General features: G+C 72.0%; 11 protein-coding genes and 1 pseudogene. 7 read left to right on the top strand and 5 right to left on the bottom strand.

Going from position 1 to position 16,959, the window contains the following annotated elements; translation table 11 throughout:
- Positions 1-195 precede the first annotated feature (195 nt).
- The 3 genes from B207_RS0123005 to B207_RS0122995 all read left to right on the top strand — a co-directional run bounded on the left by B207_RS0123005 (position 196) and on the right by B207_RS0122995 (position 3,623).
- Positions 196-1,704 (top strand): carboxyl transferase domain-containing protein, encoded by a 1,509-nt coding sequence (locus tag B207_RS0123005; RefSeq protein ID WP_018638958.1) that lies wholly within the window; start codon positions 196-198, stop codon positions 1,702-1,704.
- Positions 1,705-1,815: 111 nt separating this feature from the next.
- The gene (locus B207_RS0123000) at positions 1,816-2,667 is read left to right on the top strand and encodes an esterase/lipase family protein (protein ID WP_154675559.1); all 852 of its coding nucleotides are present in this window, start codon (positions 1,816-1,818) and stop codon (positions 2,665-2,667) included.
- A 218-nt stretch (positions 2,668-2,885) separates the two neighbouring features.
- Positions 2,886-3,623 carry a M23 family metallopeptidase gene (locus B207_RS0122995; protein WP_018638956.1) on the top strand — a complete coding sequence of 246 codons (738 nt, stop codon included), beginning with the start codon at positions 2,886-2,888 and terminating at the stop codon, positions 3,621-3,623.
- Positions 3,624-3,722: 99 nt separating this feature from the next.
- Here the strand turns inward: B207_RS0122995 and pcrA are convergent, their stop codons facing one another.
- The 3 genes from pcrA to guaA all read right to left on the bottom strand — a co-directional run bounded on the left by pcrA (position 3,723) and on the right by guaA (position 10,523).
- Complete coding sequence (gene pcrA, locus B207_RS0122990) at positions 3,723-6,287, bottom strand: DNA helicase PcrA (protein WP_026311351.1); 2,565 nt, start codon at positions 6,285-6,287, stop codon at positions 3,723-3,725.
- 122 nt (positions 6,288-6,409) lie between these two features.
- A complete protein-coding gene (locus B207_RS0122985) occupies positions 6,410-7,690 on the bottom strand; it encodes a threonine ammonia-lyase (RefSeq protein WP_026311350.1) in 1,281 nt (426 codons plus the stop codon).
- Positions 7,691-8,915: 1,225 nt separating this feature from the next.
- Positions 8,916-10,523, bottom strand: a complete 1,608-nt coding sequence (gene guaA, locus B207_RS0122980; RefSeq protein WP_026311349.1) for a glutamine-hydrolyzing GMP synthase — start codon at positions 10,521-10,523, stop codon at positions 8,916-8,918.
- Between the two features lie 412 nt (positions 10,524-10,935).
- On the opposite strand from guaA, the gene B207_RS0122975 reads away from it, so the two are divergent.
- The 4 genes from B207_RS0122975 to B207_RS0122960 are packed head-to-tail and all read left to right on the top strand — an operon-like array spanning position 10,936 to position 16,219.
- The gene (locus tag B207_RS0122975; protein ID WP_018638951.1) at positions 10,936-14,841 is read left to right on the top strand and encodes a nitrate- and nitrite sensing domain-containing protein; all 3,906 of its coding nucleotides are present in this window, start codon (positions 10,936-10,938) and stop codon (positions 14,839-14,841) included.
- Positions 14,838-15,260 carry a roadblock/LC7 domain-containing protein gene (locus tag B207_RS0122970; RefSeq protein WP_018638950.1) on the top strand — a complete coding sequence of 141 codons (423 nt, stop codon included), beginning with the start codon at positions 14,838-14,840 and terminating at the stop codon, positions 15,258-15,260. Before B207_RS0122975 ends, B207_RS0122970 begins: the two co-directional genes overlap by 4 nt.
- Positions 15,261-15,282: 22 nt before the next feature.
- Positions 15,283-15,642, top strand: coding sequence for a DUF742 domain-containing protein (locus tag B207_RS0122965; RefSeq protein WP_006541596.1), 360 nt, complete (start codon positions 15,283-15,285; stop codon positions 15,640-15,642).
- On the top strand, positions 15,623-16,219 hold the full coding sequence (locus B207_RS0122960; protein WP_018638949.1) for a GTP-binding protein: 597 nt from the start codon (positions 15,623-15,625) through the stop codon (positions 16,217-16,219). The genes B207_RS0122965 and B207_RS0122960 overlap by 20 nt, the downstream gene beginning before the upstream one ends.
- Positions 16,220-16,346: 127 nt before the next feature.
- Here the strand turns inward: B207_RS0122960 and B207_RS0122955 are convergent, their stop codons facing one another.
- The gene (locus tag B207_RS0122955) at positions 16,347-16,646 is read right to left on the bottom strand and encodes a hypothetical protein (RefSeq protein ID WP_018638948.1); all 300 of its coding nucleotides are present in this window, start codon (positions 16,644-16,646) and stop codon (positions 16,347-16,349) included.
- Between the two features lie 76 nt (positions 16,647-16,722).
- Positions 16,723-16,959 (bottom strand): annotated as a pseudogene (locus B207_RS40785) (ISAs1 family transposase); the annotation flags it as partial.

Below are 16,959 nucleotides of genomic sequence, written 5' to 3'. Positions count from 1 at the left end.
CCATATGACGCATGAGGAAGTGGTCTGCGACGGGCGGCGACCGGCGCGGCGACCGCGGACGGAGTATCCGGGACGGCACCCGCGAGGCGCATTCCGGACGGGCCGACCACTGCCCGTGCCGGCGGGGTGCCCACGCGAGACCGATCCCACACAGCGTGGCACCGCTGACCCTGGCAGCAGCGAACATCTGTAGGCATGGCGCAACGCAGGAGCATCCCACCGGCCACGGACTGGCAGGCCGCGCTGCTGGCCGAGGTCATCCGCCGGCCCGCCGGCCCGGGCGCGCCCAACCGCCTGCACTGGCCGGACTATGACGGCCAGCCGGCACTGTGGTGGGGAACCGGCCCGGTCCAGGGGGTGCCGGCGGTTGTCGCGGTGTGGGACTTCAGCGTCCACGGGGGCAGCTTCGGCGAGGCCGACGCGGCCGCCTTCACCGCCGCGGCCGGGGCGGCGGTCGCCGACGCCCTGCCGCTGGTGTCGCTGGTCCGCAGTGGCGGGACCCGACTGCAGGAGGGCGTCGCCGGGCTCGTGGGCCTGGCCCGGGTGTCCCTCGCCCTCGGCGACGTGGCCCGCGCCGGCCTCGCGCACATCGCTGTGTCGGACCATCCCACCACCGGTGGTATGTGGGTCACCGTCGGGTCCCGGGCCGATCTGCGCTGCGCGGTCCTCGGCGCGACCGTCGGCTTCGCCGGGCCCCGGGTCGTCGCGGCCGTGACCGGTGAACTGCCGCCGCCAAACAGCCATACCGCGCTGTCCGCCCAGGCCGCGGGGCTGGTGGACGCAGCCGTCGAGCCGTCCGAGGTCGCGGACTGGCTCCGTCGGGCGCTGCGCTCGGTCGGCTCCCCGAAACCGGCGACCGCGGTCGCCCACGGGGCTCCGGCCGACAGCGCCGGCGACGACCGCGCTGTCGGCCGCGACCGCGCAGTCGGCCGCGACCACGCAGTCGGCCTCAACGGCCGCGAGAAAGGCCCTGCGGAAGACCACCGCGGCGGGTGGGAACAGGTGCAGGTCGCGCGGGGCGGGCCCCGCCGGGCCGCCGGGGTCATCCTCGGCGACCTGCTGCCCGACGGCGTGGACCTGGCCGGTCCGGACCGGACGGTGCGGGCCAGGGCCGGCCGGCTGGCCGGCGCACCGGTGGTCGGAGTCGCCCTGGCGGCCGGACGCGACGAGGCACCCGGCCCGGACGGCTACCGCCTGCTCACCCGCGCGGCCGGCCTCGCCGGGCGGCTGGGACTGCCCCTGCTCACCCTGGTCGACACGCCCGGAGCGGCCTGCGGGCCGGCGGCGGAGGCGGGCGGCGTCGCGAGGGAGATCGGCGCGGCGATGGCAGCCGTGCTCGGCTGCGCCTCCCCGACGATCTCGATCGTCCTTGGCGAGGGCGGTTCCGGCGGTGCGCTCGCCGCCTGCTGCACCGACGTCGTCCTGCTGTCTCCCGACAGCTATCTGACCGCTCTGTCACCGGAGGGTGCAGCCACCACCCTGCGGATCACCCCGGCCGCAGCCGCGGACAGCGCAGGCCTGCTTCCCAGCGACCTGACCAGGCTGGGCTTCGCGGACGACATCCTCACCCGCAGTGACACAGACTTGCCCGGTCTGACGCACCGAGTGATAGATCTCCTGGAAATTCTTGCCGAGAGTAACAGCGACGTCCGTCTTGCGGCAAGGAAGACGAAATGGTCGACAGGCTTGGGTGGCTTTCAGTAGCGTCGGTCACCCGCCCTGCCACCAACGCAGGCCCGCACGAAGGGGACGGTCATCGACACCCGGCTGTTCACCCGGATCGCAGCGCCCCAGCTCGACGGGATGCTCGACGGGATGAAGGGGCTCGTGGTCGAGGCGGCCTGCATCGCCACCCACGCCGCGCTCTACCCGGCCGCCGTGATCGGGCGTCGGCGCGACGGCGGCCCGGCCGACCACTACCGCCTCGGCGAACTGACTCCTCTGCAGCGGGGGCTGATCGTCGGGGACCCGACGACCGCACGCACACCGGTGCTGCTGGTGCACGGCCTGGCCGACAACCGGTCGGTGTTCGCCCGACTGGAGCGCTCCCTGCGCCGGCGCGGCTTCACGACCGTGACGGAGATCGACCTCCCGCTGTTCGCGACCAGTGTCGAGGCCGCGGCGGAGCAGCTCGCCGAGACGGTCCGCCAGGTCGTCGGGCGGCACGGGCATCCCGGCGTGCACATCGTCGCTCATTCGCTCGGCGGGCTCGTGGCCCGCTACTACGTTCAGCGGCTCGGCGGCTGCGACCACGTCCGCACCCTGGTGACGCTGGCGACGCCGCACAACGGGACCCGACTCGCCCGCCGACTCCCCCGGATGGTCGCGTACCGGGTCCTGGCCCAGCTGCGGCCAGGGTCGTCGCTGCTGCGTGACCTCGACGAGCCGGCACCCGGGATCGGGACCCGCTTCGTCGCCGTCGCGGGCGGCATGGACACGATCGTCCGCCCGGACGAGGCGAGGCTCGTCCACCCCGACCTGATCACCGAGAACATCCTGGTGGATGGGGCTGGACACCACAGTCTGCCGTTCAGCAGCGCGGTTGCGCACATGATCGCCGGTGTGCTCGCGCCCGCCCCCGCACCGGCACGGACGTCCGCAGATCGGCACGAAGGTGCTACACCTTTGCGGCTAGTTGGAAGCATCTGTCCGAAACGGACGGTGTAGCCTCCTCCTCGGTTTATGGGATCCCTCCTCCCTCCGGTCCTCCGGCGGGTGCCTTGCGACCATGGGAGTGCGCGTTGACGCGACCGCAGTTCCCGAGATCCGAGCACGGAGAACGCCGACGCAGAAATGCCCCGCCTGTTGACGGGCAGGGCGCGTCCGTGCTCGGAAGATCGGGATTCGCCGCCGTTCAGCTACGGCGTACAGGAGTTGCCACGGCGGTGGTTTCCACCATCGGCCTGGCCATGATCAACACGACCGGCATCGCGCATTCCGAGGCGCCGGCGCAGCTGGAGGCCAATCCTTCCGGCACCGTGGTCGGAGCGTCCTCGCTTCCGGCCGGCAGCAGCGCGCGTGCCATCGGCGGCGCCGTGACCACGCAGGTCGTGGTCGCCGGCGGCGGCACGGACGATCTGCACGGTGACGGCCCCGCCGACGGCGAGACCGCGGAGGCGCAACGCCGGCTGGGTGACCTGCTCCAGGCCCGCGACGAGATCGTCGGCCGGGAGGCCCTCGCCGTCGTGGCCCAGCGCAACGCGGCGATCGCCGCGGAGGCGGAGCGGGCCGAGGCGGCGCGCTGGGTGCGCCCCATCGAGGCGCGGATCACCCAGGGCTTCGGCGGCTCGAACCACCACATCGGGGTGGACTTCGGCGCCGCCCACGGAACACCGATTTACGCCGCGCATCGCGGGACGGTGATCTATGCGGGCTGGGAGACGGGATACGGGAACTTCGTGCAGATCATGCACGAGAACAACGTGGTGACCAGCTACGGCCATCTCTCCCGTATCGATGTCCGTCTCGGCCAGGAGGTCGCCACCGGCCAACAGATCGGCCTGGAGGGCAACACCGGCAGGTCCACCGGGCCGCATCTGCATTTCGAGGTCCGGCTGAACGGCCAGTACGGGACCAAGGTCGACCCGCTGACCTGGCTGGCCGGCCACGGCGTCCACTACTGACCGCCGGGCCGCCGGGCCGCCGGCTCCGGGGCAGCCGGTGAACCACGACCCCGCCGGTTCCGGCTGGTCGTGGGAGCGCCCGGCGACCAGCCGGGTCCGTCAGAGCTTCTCCACCGGGGCGTACCGCAGCAGCAGGTCCTTCGTGCCCGTGCCGGAGCCGAAGTCGACCTTCGCCTGGCGGGAGTCACCGACCCCGCTGGTCGCGACGACGACCCCGAGGCCGAAGGTGTCATGGGTGACCCGGTCGCCGGGGCTCAGGTCGACGATGGGGCGGCTGGCCGGCCGGGCGCTCCGCGCCGCGAACGGGGAGTTCTGCGGCCGGGGCCCTGCCCCACCTGCCCCTGACCCGGACCCGGACCCGCCGGACCCGAAACTGCCGGACCCGAAGCTGCCGGACCCGCCTGAGCCGCTGGAGAACCGGCCACCCGCGGGGGCCGGGGCCGGCTCAGGCAGCCGGCGCCAGTCGACAAGCGACTCGGGGACCTCGCCCAGAAACCGCGACGGCGGATTGTACGCCGGCTGCCCCCAGGCGCTGCGCACCTGCGACCGGGTGAGGTAGAGCCGGGCGCGGGCACGGGTGACGCCGACGTAGGCGAGCCGCCGCTCCTCCTCCAGCCCCGTCGGGTCGCCGAGAGTGCGCAGATGCGGGAACACACCGTCCTCAAGCCCGGTGAGGAAGACCACCGGGAACTCCAGGCCCTTGGCGCTGTGCAGGGTCATCAGCGTGACCACCCCGTCGGAGCCGTCGTCGTCGGGGATCTGGTCGGCGTCGGCGACGAGGGACACCTGCTCCAGGAACTCGGCGAGCGTGCCCTCGGGGCGCCGCTCGGCGAACTCCTGGACAACCCCGACCAGCTCACGCAGGTTCTCGACCCGGCCCTGAGCCTCGATCGTGTCCTCGGCGACGAGCTCGGAAAGGTAGCCGGTCCGCTCCAGCGCGGCCTCGATCACTGCCAGCGGGCCCTCGGGCAGCAGCTCGCGCAGGCCGTCGAGCAACGCGGCGAAGTCCCGGACGGAGCGGGCCGACCGGGCGGCGACGCCGGGCACCTCGTCGACCCGGGTGAGCGCCTGGGCGAACGGGATCCGCTCCCGCTCCGCGAAGGCCGACAGCATCGCCTCGGCGCGGTCCCCGATGCCCCGGCGGGGGACGTTGAGGATGCGCCGCAGGTTCACCGTGTCCGTCGGGTTGGCCAGCACCCGCAGGTAGGCGAGAAGGTCACGGACCTCACGCCGCTCGTAGAAGCGGACACCGCCGACGACCCGGTAGGGCAGGCCGACCCGGATGAAGATCTCCTCGAACACGCGGCTCTGGGCGTTCGTCCGGTAGAAGACCGCGACGTCTGCCGGCCGGGCCAGCTTCTCGTCGCCGAGACGGTCGATCTCCTCGGCGACGAAGGCGGCCTCGTCGTGCTCGTTGTCGGCGACGAACCCGACGATCCGCTCGCCGTCACCGGCGTCGGACCACAGGCGCTTGGGCTTGCGCTGGGCGTTGCGGGCGATGACCGCGTTGGCCGCCGAGAGAATGGTCTGGGTGGACCGGTAGTTCTGCTCCAGCAGGATGACGGCCGCGTTCGGGAAGTCCTTCTCGAACTCGACGATGTTGCGGATGTTCGCCCCGCGGAACGCGTAGATCGACTGGTCGGCGTCACCGACCACGCACAGCTCCCCCGGGGGAACCGCACCGGACGGCGGGACCGCACCGGCACCGGCCCCGGCGTCGGCCCCGGGTTCGCCCGAGTCGGCCGCACCGGCCCGGCCCGGCCGGCCGACGAGCTCGCGGATGAGGACGTACTGGGCGTGGTTGGTGTCCTGGTACTCGTCGACCAGTACATGCCGGAACCGGCGGCGGTAGTGCTCGGCGACGTCCGGGAAAGCCTGGAGCAGGTTGACCGTGGTCATGATCAGATCGTCGAAGTCCAGCGCGTTCGCCTGTATGAGGCGTTGCTGGTAGGCGGCGTACACCTCGGCGACGGTGCGCTCGATGTGGTTCGCCGCCCGGTCCCTGGCCGCCTCCCAGTCGACGAGCTCGTTCTTCAGCGCGCTGATGGCCACCGCCAGTCCCTTGGCGGTGTGCCGCTTGGGGTCGAGATCGAGATCCCGGGTGACCAGAGTGATCAGGCGCTGCGCATCCGCCGCGTCGTAGATGGAGAAGGAGGAACCGAAACCGAGACGGCCGGCCTCCGAGCGGAGGATGCGCACGCAGGCCGAGTGGAAGGTGCTGACCCACATCGCCCGGGCCCGCCCACCGACGAGGGCCTCGACCCGCTCCCGCATCTCGCCGGCGGCCTTGTTCGTGAAGGTGATCGCGAGGATCTCCCCCGGCCGCGCATCCCGGGCCGCCAGCAGGTAGGCGATCCGGTGGGCCAGCACCCGGGTCTTGCCGGACCCGGCACCGGCGACGACGAGCAGCGGGGCGCCCGCGTGCACCACGGCCGCGTGCTGCTGGGGGTTGAGCCCCTCCAGCAGTTCGTCCGGGTCGAGGCGGGGCGGTCGGGGGCGGCCCGCACCGGCTTCCAGCGCTGCCGGGCCGAAGCCGGGGCCGGGCCGATCACCGCCTGTGGCACCACCACGCGGCCCAAGGCCGCCAGGAGCCGCCGGGCCGCCCGGCGAACCGCCGTCGACCAGGCCCCCGGGGCCGAAGGTGTCGTCGAAAAGAGTGCTCATCAGACCTCGATCGTACGTTCGACGGACGAACCGCCCGACGCCGTGGTCAGGCTGGCCACCGCGTCATGATGCCGGGTGGGCCCGACACTTCCACGGCCGGCCCCGGCGCCGGTGGCCGGGTCTCATCCCACCCGCGCGGCGGCGAGTGCCTCGACCCGCCTGTCGACAGCCGGGTCGAGGTTGCCACCGGAGAGGATGACGGCTGTCGGCCCGGAGGCGAGGTGCGGCATCCGCAGCAGTGCGGCGACTCCGGCGGCACCCGCGGGCTCCACCCGGTGGCCGGCACGCCGCAGGATGACCATCCCGTCCCAGAAGGCGTCCTCGTCGACCGTGACGACGTCATCCACCAGTCGCGCGGCCAGCGCGAGGGTCAGTCGACCGGGGGCGCCTACCGCCATCCCGTCCGCGACAGTGCCCGCCGGTGGCCGCTCGTGACCGTCGCCGGCCGCGGTACCGGCCGCACGGCCGCCGGGTGGCACGGTCAGGCGGCTGCCGGCGTGGAAGGATGCGGCGAAGGCGGGCGCGGCGGCCGCCTGGACGCCGATCACGCGGACGTCCGGGCGCTGGTTCCTGATCGCCACCGCCAGCCCGCACAGCAGACCGCCCCCACCCACTCCGGTGATCACGGTCGACAGGTCCGGGATCTGCTCCAGGAGTTCCAGGCCGATCGTGCCCTGGCCGGCGACGACCGCCTCGTCGTCGAACGGGTGCACCAGAAACGCGCCGCTGTCGGCGGCGAAGGCCGCCGCTGTGCGGATCGCGGCGTCCACGCCTCCCGGGACATGCTCGACCCGGGCGCCCAGGCTGCGGGTCCGGGCCACCTTGGCCGGGTTCGCGCCCTCCGGTACGAAGATCGTCGCAGCGGCGCCGAACCGGGCGGCGGCGAAGGCGACACCCTGGGCATGGTTGCCCGCACTCGCGGCCACCACCCCCCGCCCGCGGGCCCGCGGGCCCGCCGCAGCGATCCGGTTGTAGGCGCCGCGCAGCTTGAACGAACCGGTGTGCTGCTCGTGCTCGCACTTGAGCCAGACCGGTGATCCCGGGTCCCCGGTGATCTCCGGCGCCGCGACGACCCGGGTACGGCGCGCGACACCGTTCAGGCGGGCCGCCGCTGCCCGCACGTCGGCGACGTCGACCGGCAGCACGGCCCCGCCGACCGAACGGGTGGCATTGTCCCGCCCGCGGGGGCCGGTGCGTGCACCGATCGCATGGCACGCGGACGGCGCCGGACGGGCGCGGTCCGGGCGGGGCAGGCCCACCCGCGTGCTGATCCGGGCGGAGGCGACCACCGCTCCGCCCTGGCGATCTCCGCCGCCGTCGGCATCATCCGTGCCGCCCGGATCGTCCGCGGGGGACGCCGGGGCAGCGACGGCCGACGGTTGACGTACCGATGGTGATGTCATCAACACTCTCCCGGTGGCTCGGCGGCCACCTCCACCTGCGGCCGCGGCAAACAAAAAAGCCCCCCGCCATAGGGCGGAAGGGCTCGGCGCGCGACCCGCTCGGGGCGGTCGCGCGCCTACGTAATCACCATGAGGGACTGCGGCACCTCTCCAGGGTGCGCCGCGACCGGGACGTAGTCAAACCAGGCCTACGCCGTCCACGCACGTACTGCCTGGACGGGCGCCCGTTCGACCCGGCGCCGGGTCGACCCGGCGCCGGGTGGCGTGCCCGGGTCCCCCCGACCTGGGCCGGCCATCTCGCGCGCAACCGCGGCCCGCGCGAGGCGTTCGCCCGTCACCCGCGTGGTTCGCGCTCCGCCCACATGGGCGGAGGGACGGCTGGCCCAGCAGCCCGACACCTGATCGAGCTCCTACGGCGACCAGCACCGGAGGGAGGGACGATATTGGCGCGGAAGCAGAGAAGAGGGGTTGCTCCATGTCAACAACTCCGACGTTAGGGGTTGATTATCCCTAATGTCCGGTTCGACAACGAGTGAGCCGTTACCGGCGCATAGCGTGACAATGCCAGGCGGCCGACAAGCGGCGAGCCTGCGCGTGAATCATCGCGCCACGATCGCGACACGAACGCCTCGTGAACCAGCGGCCGAACCCGCAACCAACCAGTGCGGGAATGAGCGGCGGACACACCCACGGGATGTCGCCGCGGAGTGCTACAGATCCCGATGACCCCACCACAACCGAACAGCCGGCCACCCCGTCCGCCGGACACGGCATCTCACCCGCCCGGACGGGACCTCCCGCACACCCGGCGGGACCGCGGCCGCAATACGCACACCCTGGCAGCCGCTATCGGGCTCCAGCGGCCGCATCCGCATGAAATCCACGACTGCGACACTGACCGACACTGACCACCGCAATGGCGAAACACGTATTTCCCAACACGGCACGCTGCCACATACGCCCTGCCGACGGATCCGGCGCGGCCCCCGCACCCCGGCCGGGTCCGCGCGCGGCCCGCTGCTGCCAGGTTTCGCCGCACTGCCGCCCGCACTGCCGCCCGCACCGACCCCGCGTCGGCAACAGCGGTGCAGCGGCGGTGCGGCGGCGGTGCGGCCGGCGCTACAGCAGCGACTCGAAGCGGGTGCGGGGGCGCGCGAACCAACCGCCGGCAAGCCTGCGCGGGCCGCCGGCGGCGGGCTGGTCGCCACTCCCACCCAGCTGGTCGCTACTCCCACTCAATCGTGCCGGGCGGCTTCGACGTGATGTCGTAGACGACCCGATTGACCTGCGGGACCTCGTTCACGACCCGGTTGCTGATGCGCTCGAGCAGTGCCGCCGGCAGCCGGGCCCAGTCCGCCGTCATCGCGTCCTCGCTGGTCACCGCACGCAGGACCACGGGGCAGCCGTAGGTCCGTTCGTCGCCCTGGACCCCCACCGACCGGACGTCCGCGAGCAGGACCGCGAAGACCTGCCAGATCTCCCGGTCGAGACCCGCCTTGCGGATCTCCTCACGTACCACGGCGTCGGCGGCGCGCACGATGTCGAGCCGTTCGGGCGTCACCTCGCCGATGATCCGCACGGCCAGGCCGGGGCCGGGAAAGGGCTGCCGCCAGACGATGTCCTCGGGCAGCCCGAGTTCCTCGCCCAGCCGGCGAACCTCGTCCTTGAACAGCGTGCGCAGCGGCTCCACCAGGGCGAACTGAAGGTCGTCCGGCAGCCCGCCGACGTTGTGATGAGATTTGATCTTGGCGGCCGTCGGCGAGCCGGACTCGATGACGTCCGGGTAGAGCGTGCCCTGCACCAGGAAACCGATGTGCGCCCCCTCGGTCTCGGCGGCGCGGGCATCGAGCTCGCGGGCGGCCTCCTCGAAGACCCGGATGAACTCCCGCCCGATGATCTTGCGCTTCTGTTCCGGGTCGGTGACTCCCGCCAGCGCCGCGGCGAACCGGTCGGCCGCCTTCACGTGAACGAGGTCGACGCCGGTGGAGGCGACGAAGTCCCGCTCGACCTGCTCCGCCTCGCCGGCCCGCAGCAGCCCGTGGTCGACGAACACACAGGTCAGCGCCTCACCGACCGCGCGCTGCACCAGGGCGGCAGCCACCGCGGAGTCAACTCCACCGGACAGCCCGCAGATGAGGCGTCCGCCGCCGACCTGCCTGCGCACCGAGGCGACCGCCTCGTCGACGATGTTGAGCATGGTCCAGGACGGCCGGCAGCCCGCACCCACGAGCAGGAAGTGCCGCAGGACGTCCATCCCCCGGTCGCTGTGCATCACCTCGGGGTGGAACTGCACACCGTAGAGCCGACGGGCGAGGTCCTCGAACGCGGCGACCGGCGTGGACGGGGTGGAAGCGGTGACCCGGAAGCCGGGCGGGGCCGCGGTCACGGAGTCGCCGTGAGACATCCAGACCTGCTGTGAGGTGGGCAGATCCGCGAAGAGCACACCAGGGTCGTCGACGCGCAGGCGGGTCGCACCGTACTCGGCGGTACCCGTACGGGCGACCGTTCCGCCCAGCGCCTGGGCCATCACCTGGTGGCCGTAGCAGATCCCCAGGACGGGGACCCCGGCGGAGAACAGCGCCGGATCGACCCGCGGCGCACCCGGCGAGTACACCGACTTCGGGCCTCCCGACAGGATCAGCGCCGCCGGGCGGCGGGCCAGGATCTCCGCCACCGGCGTGTCCCACGGGACGATCTCCGAGTACACATGGCACTCACGAACGCGGCGCGCGATCAACTGGGCGTACTGCGCGCCGAAGTCGATCACGAGAACCGTGTCGTATCCGGGATGTGCATCGGTGGAGCCATAGCTGCCACGAGGTGACTCGTTCACCCATCAAGCGTACGGAGCCCGCGGCGGGCCCGCGCCGGGTGGCACGACCGCCGGCACTGCCGCCACATTGGAGGTGTCTTCGGACCGCCCGGACGAACCAGCCGACGAACCGCCTCCGAAGACCATGAAGCCCGGATCGGATCGCAAAGGTCGGAGAAGGGCACCGGTGAGTGATGCATCGGCCGACTGACAGTGCCCGCAGAGATGGGCATCAGTGACAAACGTGGACGGCAAACCGCCACAACTGGCCCGCGCTCCACAACGGGCGTACGGTGGGCGCCTTTCGGGTGCTCACTCTGTACCGCTAAGGTGCGTTGTGAGGGACATCCGGGCCCCGATACCGAGCCATCCTGGTACGACCTGTTCCGGGAGGCTGGCGGAGAGGTTGCGAAGGTACGTGCGCAGACAACCGATGGCCAGCACCACGGGCATGGCCGCAGATCAGCCGCCGATGCCGGCTGCTGGTTCGCCCGTCGAAGGCGACGGGCATCACGACGACCAGCCCCCCATGCCGCCGCGCCCGGAAAGATCCGGCCGCCGCGGCCTCCGCCAGTTGGTGACCGACCCGACCAACTGGCGGGTGCGCACCAAACTGATCGCAATTCTTGCCGTACCGGTCGTGGCCATCCTGGTCAACTCGTCGATCCAGGCGGCGTCGGTTCTGACCAGCACGCGTGATGTCAACCGAATCCGCGATCTCATCGAGATCAACAGGTCGGCCGCACCTCTGATCTACGCCCTGCAGCAGGAGCGGACGTTCACCACCAGTTTCGTGGCCACGCGTCCCGGTGGCGTCGCGCCGTCGGTGACGGTCCTGCAGACCGCGGTGGACGACGCCCTCGCCGGCTACCGGAGCACCGCCGACCGCCGCCGGGGCTCCTTCGGGCCGGAGGTCAGCGAGGCGCTGGTCAACGCCGACACGGCGCTGGGCCGGATCGAGGGCATCCGTACTTCGGTCGCGCGGATCGCGGACCCGGACTCGGTGCGCACCGCCTACAAGCCGATCATCGACTCGCTCATCGACCTCGTGATCCTCATCCCGCAGGGAAATGACGATCAGGAACTACTCACCAGCGTCAACGCCAATGATCACCTTGTCCGGGCGGACGAGGAACTCGCCAACGCACAGGCGCTTGCGCACGGCGTCATCGTCGGCGCGCAGCCATTCTCGACCGACGACTACCGTGAGTTCCTCACCACCTACTCGCAGCGCACCGAACTGATTCGCGCATTCGAGAGAGATGCGACGCCCGCCCAGCTCGCTACCTACCGTGACAATGTCAGCGTTGAGAATCCGGACATCGCACTCACCGCTCTGTATACGGAACAGATTCTCGACGCTCCCACGGACGTGCCGCTGACGACGCCGGCGGCGCCCGCGTCCGACAAGTGGGCGCGGGTGACCAAGGAGACCCTCGACCGCAGCAACGAGGTCAGCGCCAGCCTGGTCAACGACGCCGACGACCGGGTCGACGAGCTGCGCGGCGGAATCCAGCGCGGGGCCCTGCTCTCCGGTCTGCTGATCGTCTTCATTCTCGCCACCGCGCTGCTCGCGGCCGTGGTCGTCGCCCGGTCACTCGTCCGCCCGCTGCTCTCGCTGCGAACCGCGGCCCTCGACGTCGCCGGGCGCCGACTGCCCGAGGCCGTCCGCCGCCTGCGTGACTCCACCGACCAGACCCTCGACGACGACGTCGAGGCGATCGGTATCGACTCCGACGAGGAGATCGGTGAAGTCGCGCGGGCGTTCGACGCCGTCCACCGCGAGGCGGTCCGGCTCGCCTCCGAGCAGGCCGTCCTGCGGAACAACGTCAACGCGATGTTCGTGAACCTCTCCCGGCGAAGCCAGGGCCTCGTCGAGCGCCAGCTTCGCCTGATCGACGATCTGGAGAACCGCGAGCAGGACCCGGACCAGCTCGCCAACCTCTTCAAGCTCGACCACCTCGCCACCCGTATGCGGCGGAACAACGAGTCCCTGCTGGTCCTCGCCGGGACGGACACCGCACGCCGGTGGACGCACCCGGTGCCGGTCAACGAGGTCGTCCTCGCCGCCATCTCCGAGGTGGAGCAGTACACCCGGGTGAAGCAGACCGGCGCCGCGCCGGTCTCCATCGCCGGCAGCGGTGTCAGCGACGTGGTCCATCTGATCGCCGAGCTGCTGGAGAACGCCACCTCCTACTCGCCGCCCGTCACCGATGTCGCGGTGTCCAGCCACTCGCTGGGCCCCGGCGCCGGCGCGATGATCGAGATCGAGGACCAGGGCATCGGCATGCCCGCCAAGGAGCTCGAACGGGTCAACGAGCGGCTCGCGAACCCGCCGGTCGTCGACGTCTCCGTCTCCCGGACGATGGGTCTGTTCGCTGTCGGCCGGCTGGCCAGCCGCCACGGCATCCGGGTCCAGCTGCGCGAATCCGCCTCCGGCGGTATCACCGCAGTCGTCCGCCTGCCCGCCAAGCTGGTCACCGGTGACAGCGGTGCGCTGCCGAGCGGACCGCGCCCGGGCGCGATCGCCCCCGCGAACGGGCGGGACGCCGGTTCGGCCGGCGGCCGCGGCCCGGCCGGCCCGGCCGGCCCGGCCGGTCCGCCCGCTCTTCCGCCCGCGCCCGAGCGCAACGGCATCGGGTCGGGCCTGCAGACCACGAGCTTCAACCCGATCGTCGACCCGGCGACCGCCTCGGCCGCAGGTGGCTCGTCCGTCGCCCCCGGCGGCAACGGTGCCGGGTTCGGGCAGGCACCGGGCGGTGGCTTCACCAGCCCCGGCGGAGCATCGCTGTTCGGCGGGCCCCGCCCGCCCCGGCCCGACTCCGCCGAACCCGCTGGCCGCGGTGAGCGGGACGGCTGGGGGGAACGGGACGACCGGGCCGGGCGCAACGGCCAGTTCGCCCGGGACACTGGCAGCGGGCCCGGCTCCACCGGGCCCGACCGGTTCGACGCCGGCCCGCCTGCCGGCTTCCCCGACCAGGGGCGGAGCGGCCCCGAGGATTCCGCCGAGTACCCGCTCGAGGCCTTCGACTCCGGCTCGCTGCCCCACCGGGGCGGTACCGGCTACGACCAGGGCGGCTATGACCAGGGCGGCTACGCCGAGGAGCCGCACACCGGCGAGCGCCCCTACACCTACCCGCTGGAAACCGGCGGGCGGCGGGCGGAGACCGGGCCACAGCAGCACACCGGGCCGCGTGGGTACACCGGCCCACAGGAGCTCACCGGTCCCCGGGAGCACACCGGCCCGCTGGAGCTTCCCGGGCACCTGGACCGGCCCGGCCCGAACCGGGGCCCGGACGCCGGGCGAGGGCTCACCGACTCCAACGGCTACCCGCTCGCGGACGTCCGCGGTGGGGACGACCTGTCCGGCCCGCTGCAGATCGGGCCGCCCTCGGGCCCGAACCAGGTCTACAGCGAGCCCGACACCGACGCACTGTCGCGCCCGGGCGGGGTGTTCAACCGCGGTGCCGGGCGGCCCGCACCCGACACGGGTGACCCGTTCCCGCGCACCGGCCCGGGCCTGGCTGCGGCCTTCCGCGGGAACCGGGAGATCGGCCCGGGCGAGACCGGGCCGAACCAGAGCTCCACGTTCGGCCATGCCGAGGACACCGGCGAGACGGCGACGGGCGAGCTGGAGGACGACGAAACCTTCACCACGCCGATCTTCGACTCGGTGTCGGCCTGGTTCCAGCGCAAGACCCCGCCACCCGCGAACGGCGCCGGCAACGGCAACGGCGCGGTGAACGGTCGGCCCGCTCCGGGCCGCCGCGGGCAGGCCCCGGCGGGCCCGCCCGTCCAGGCCACACCGCTCCCCCGGCGGGCCCAGCCGGCCCAGCCGCAGGCTCCCGCCCGACCGGGCACCGGTATCCAGCCGCCGGGCCCGCCGCGGTCACCGCTCCGCGGCGAGCCGGCACTGGACTCCCCCGGCCGGGGGATCCGCCGCCCCGGTCCCGGCGTGCAGGTCCCCGCCGCCGCGGCTCAGGCTCCCCGCCAGGTGCCGCAGACCGGTCCGCAGCCCATGGCTCCCGCCGGGCAGGCTGCGGACGGATCCTGGTCGTCCGCGGGCGACGAGGGCTGGAAGGCCGCGGAGCAGCTCCGCCAGCCCAGTGCCGGCGGCACCACCCGGTCAGGACTCCCGGTTCGAGTTCCCATGACCCATCTCGTGCCCGGCAGCGCCGAACCAGCGCCCAGCCGGCGTCCCCCCGAGCCGGCGGCGACACGCTCCCCACAGGCCGTCGGTGGCCGGCTCGCCAGCTTCTACCAGGGCGTGCGGCAGGGACGTGATGTCGGAGTTGACACCACGAGAAATCCCCGACGTGACGCGCAGGAGGAACGGTGACACCCGTGAGTTCCGAGGCCCAGAACCTCAACTGGTTGATCAACAACTTTGTTGACCGGGTTCCGGGCGTCGCCCACACCGTGGTGGTTTCCGCCGACGGACTGCTGCTGGCCGTCTCGGACGGTTTCCCCCGGGACCGGGCCGACCAGCTCGCCGCGGTGGCGTCCGGGCTGGTGAGCCTCACCGGCGGCGCCGCCCGGGTCTTCGAGGCCGGTGCGGTGACGCAGACCGTCGTCGAGATGGAACTGGGCTTCCTGTTCATCATGGCCATCAGCGACGGGGCCAGCATGGCCGTCCTCGCCGCACCGTCCTGCGACATCGGGCTGGTCGGCTACGAGATGGCGTTGCTCGTCAGCCGCGCCAAGGACGTCCTCACTCCGGCCCTGCGGGCCGAGCTGCAAGGGACGCTTCCGCGGTGAACGGTAAGTCCAGGGAGTCAGGGTGAGCATCGATCCCGAGAACGCGCCCGGACCGGTCGTCCGTCCCTACGCGATGACCGGCGGGCGAACTCGGTCACGCTACGAGCTCGCCATCGAGGCACTCGTCTTCACGACCCCGCTCGGTGAGGAGCGGGCACTAAGCCTCAACCTGGAGCAGCAGACCATCGCCGCGATGTGCCGGCAGGTGCGGTCAATCGCTGAGATCGCAGCCGGTCTGAGGGTGCCTCTCGGGGTCGCCCGCGTCCTGGTAGGCGATATGGCGGACGAAGGCTTCGTCCGCGTCCATCAGCAGCCGGACCGCGATGAGGCGCCGGATCTCGCGTTGCTCGAAAGGGTTCTCAGTGGCCTTCGAAAGCTCTGACCACCGACGGGTCAACTCCGCCGTCGCCACGACCTCGGTCAAGATCGTGGTGGCAGGCGGGTTCGGCGCCGGCAAGACGACGTTCGTGGGCTCCGTGTCCGAAATCGTCCCGCTGCGCACCGAGGCCGTCATGACCGAGGCCGGCGCGCATGTCGACGACCTCACACACCTCGTGGACAAGACCACCACGACCGTGGCGATGGACTTCGGCCGTGTCTCCCTCGATGAGGACCTGATCCTCTACCTGTTCGGGACGCCCGGGCAGTACCGGTTCTGGTTCATGTGGGACGACATCGTGCGCGGCGCCATCGGCGCGATCGTGCTGGCAGACACCCGGCGGCTCGCGGACTGCTTCGCGGCCGTCGACTACTTCGAGCAGCGCCAGCTGCCGTTCGTGGTCGGGGTGAACTGCTTCGACGGCATCCTGCGACACTCCATCGAGGATGTCCGGGAGGCGCTGCAGATCAACCAGGCCGTCCCGATCATCACCTGCGACGCCCGCAACCGCGACTCCACCAAGACCGCCCTGATCGCGGTGGTCGAGCACACGATGACGCGCGCGGCGGCGCGTACCTGACCCTGGGCCGTGGGTTCGACCGCCCCACTGCCCGCACGATGGCTGTGACAACGGCGCGGGGGGTGCATCCCCTTTCGGGATGCACCCCCCGCGCCGTCTGCGTCACCGGGACCGGCCGTCCCGAACGTCAGTTGCCCTCCTGGGACCTCAGGTCGACCATCCTCTGGTCAGGCTCGACGGTGACGTTGAGCCCGGGGGTGGTGGCGCTGACGACGTGCAGGCCGAACTCGTTGTTCTGCTGCGTCCACACCCCGCCGGCCAGCGGGACACTCGCGACGTTCTTCGGAAGCTGTTTCGCCTGATCCCCGAAGGTGACGGGGCCGACAACAGTGCGGGCCTGCTGCAGCCCGGAGATCGCATCGGCGATCCCCTGCGGCTCGTCGATGGATTCGACGGTGACCAGTGCCTGCGCGAGCACCTCGAACATCGCGTGGGTGAACCCCAGGATCGGGGGCCAGGGCCCAGGGCTGCGCGAAGATCGCCTAGTGTGACGATCCATTGCCCTATGTAGCCAGGTAGTGGAGTGCCCGGTAGCGGTCGCCGGCGATGCGCTCGAGGGTTTCCTTGACCTTTCGGACTCCGTGGAGGCGGAGGAGACTCAGCGCGAGGTTGCGGATGGTGGCGAGGTTTCTGGGCCCGTTTCCTCGGGAGGCGTGGCAGGCGTCCTCGCGCCAGGCGGTGTCGCGGATGTAGTGGAGGCGGTTCTCGATTCCCCAGTGCAGGCGGACGTGGGTGTGGAT

The organism is Parafrankia elaeagni (genome assembly GCF_000374165.1).
Taxonomy (GTDB): domain Bacteria; phylum Actinomycetota; class Actinomycetes; order Frankiales; family Frankiaceae; genus Parafrankia; species Parafrankia elaeagni.
Note: the sequence above shows the minus strand (reverse complement) of the source record. Positions and strands in the feature narration are given on the sequence as shown.

What these genes read in the sequence shown, in the direction of transcription:
- pcrA (WP_026311351.1), bottom strand. Translation starts at nt 6,287, where the DNA reads ATGAGCACTCTTTTCGACGACACCTTCGGCCCCGGGGGCCTGGTCGAC.
- B207_RS0123005 (WP_018638958.1), top strand. Translation starts at nt 196, where the DNA reads ATGGCGCAACGCAGGAGCATCCCACCGGCCACGGACTGGCAGGCCGCG.
- B207_RS0122985 (WP_026311350.1), bottom strand. Translation starts at nt 7,690, where the DNA reads ATGACATCACCATCGGTACGTCAACCGTCGGCCGTCGCTGCCCCGGCG.
- B207_RS0122955 (WP_018638948.1), bottom strand. Translation starts at nt 16,646, where the DNA reads ATGTTCGAGGTGCTCGCGCAGGCACTGGTCACCGTCGAATCCATCGAC.
- B207_RS0122975 (WP_018638951.1), top strand. Translation starts at nt 10,936, where the DNA reads ATGGCCAGCACCACGGGCATGGCCGCAGATCAGCCGCCGATGCCGGCT.
- B207_RS0123000 (WP_154675559.1), top strand. Translation starts at nt 1,816, where the DNA reads ATGAAGGGGCTCGTGGTCGAGGCGGCCTGCATCGCCACCCACGCCGCG.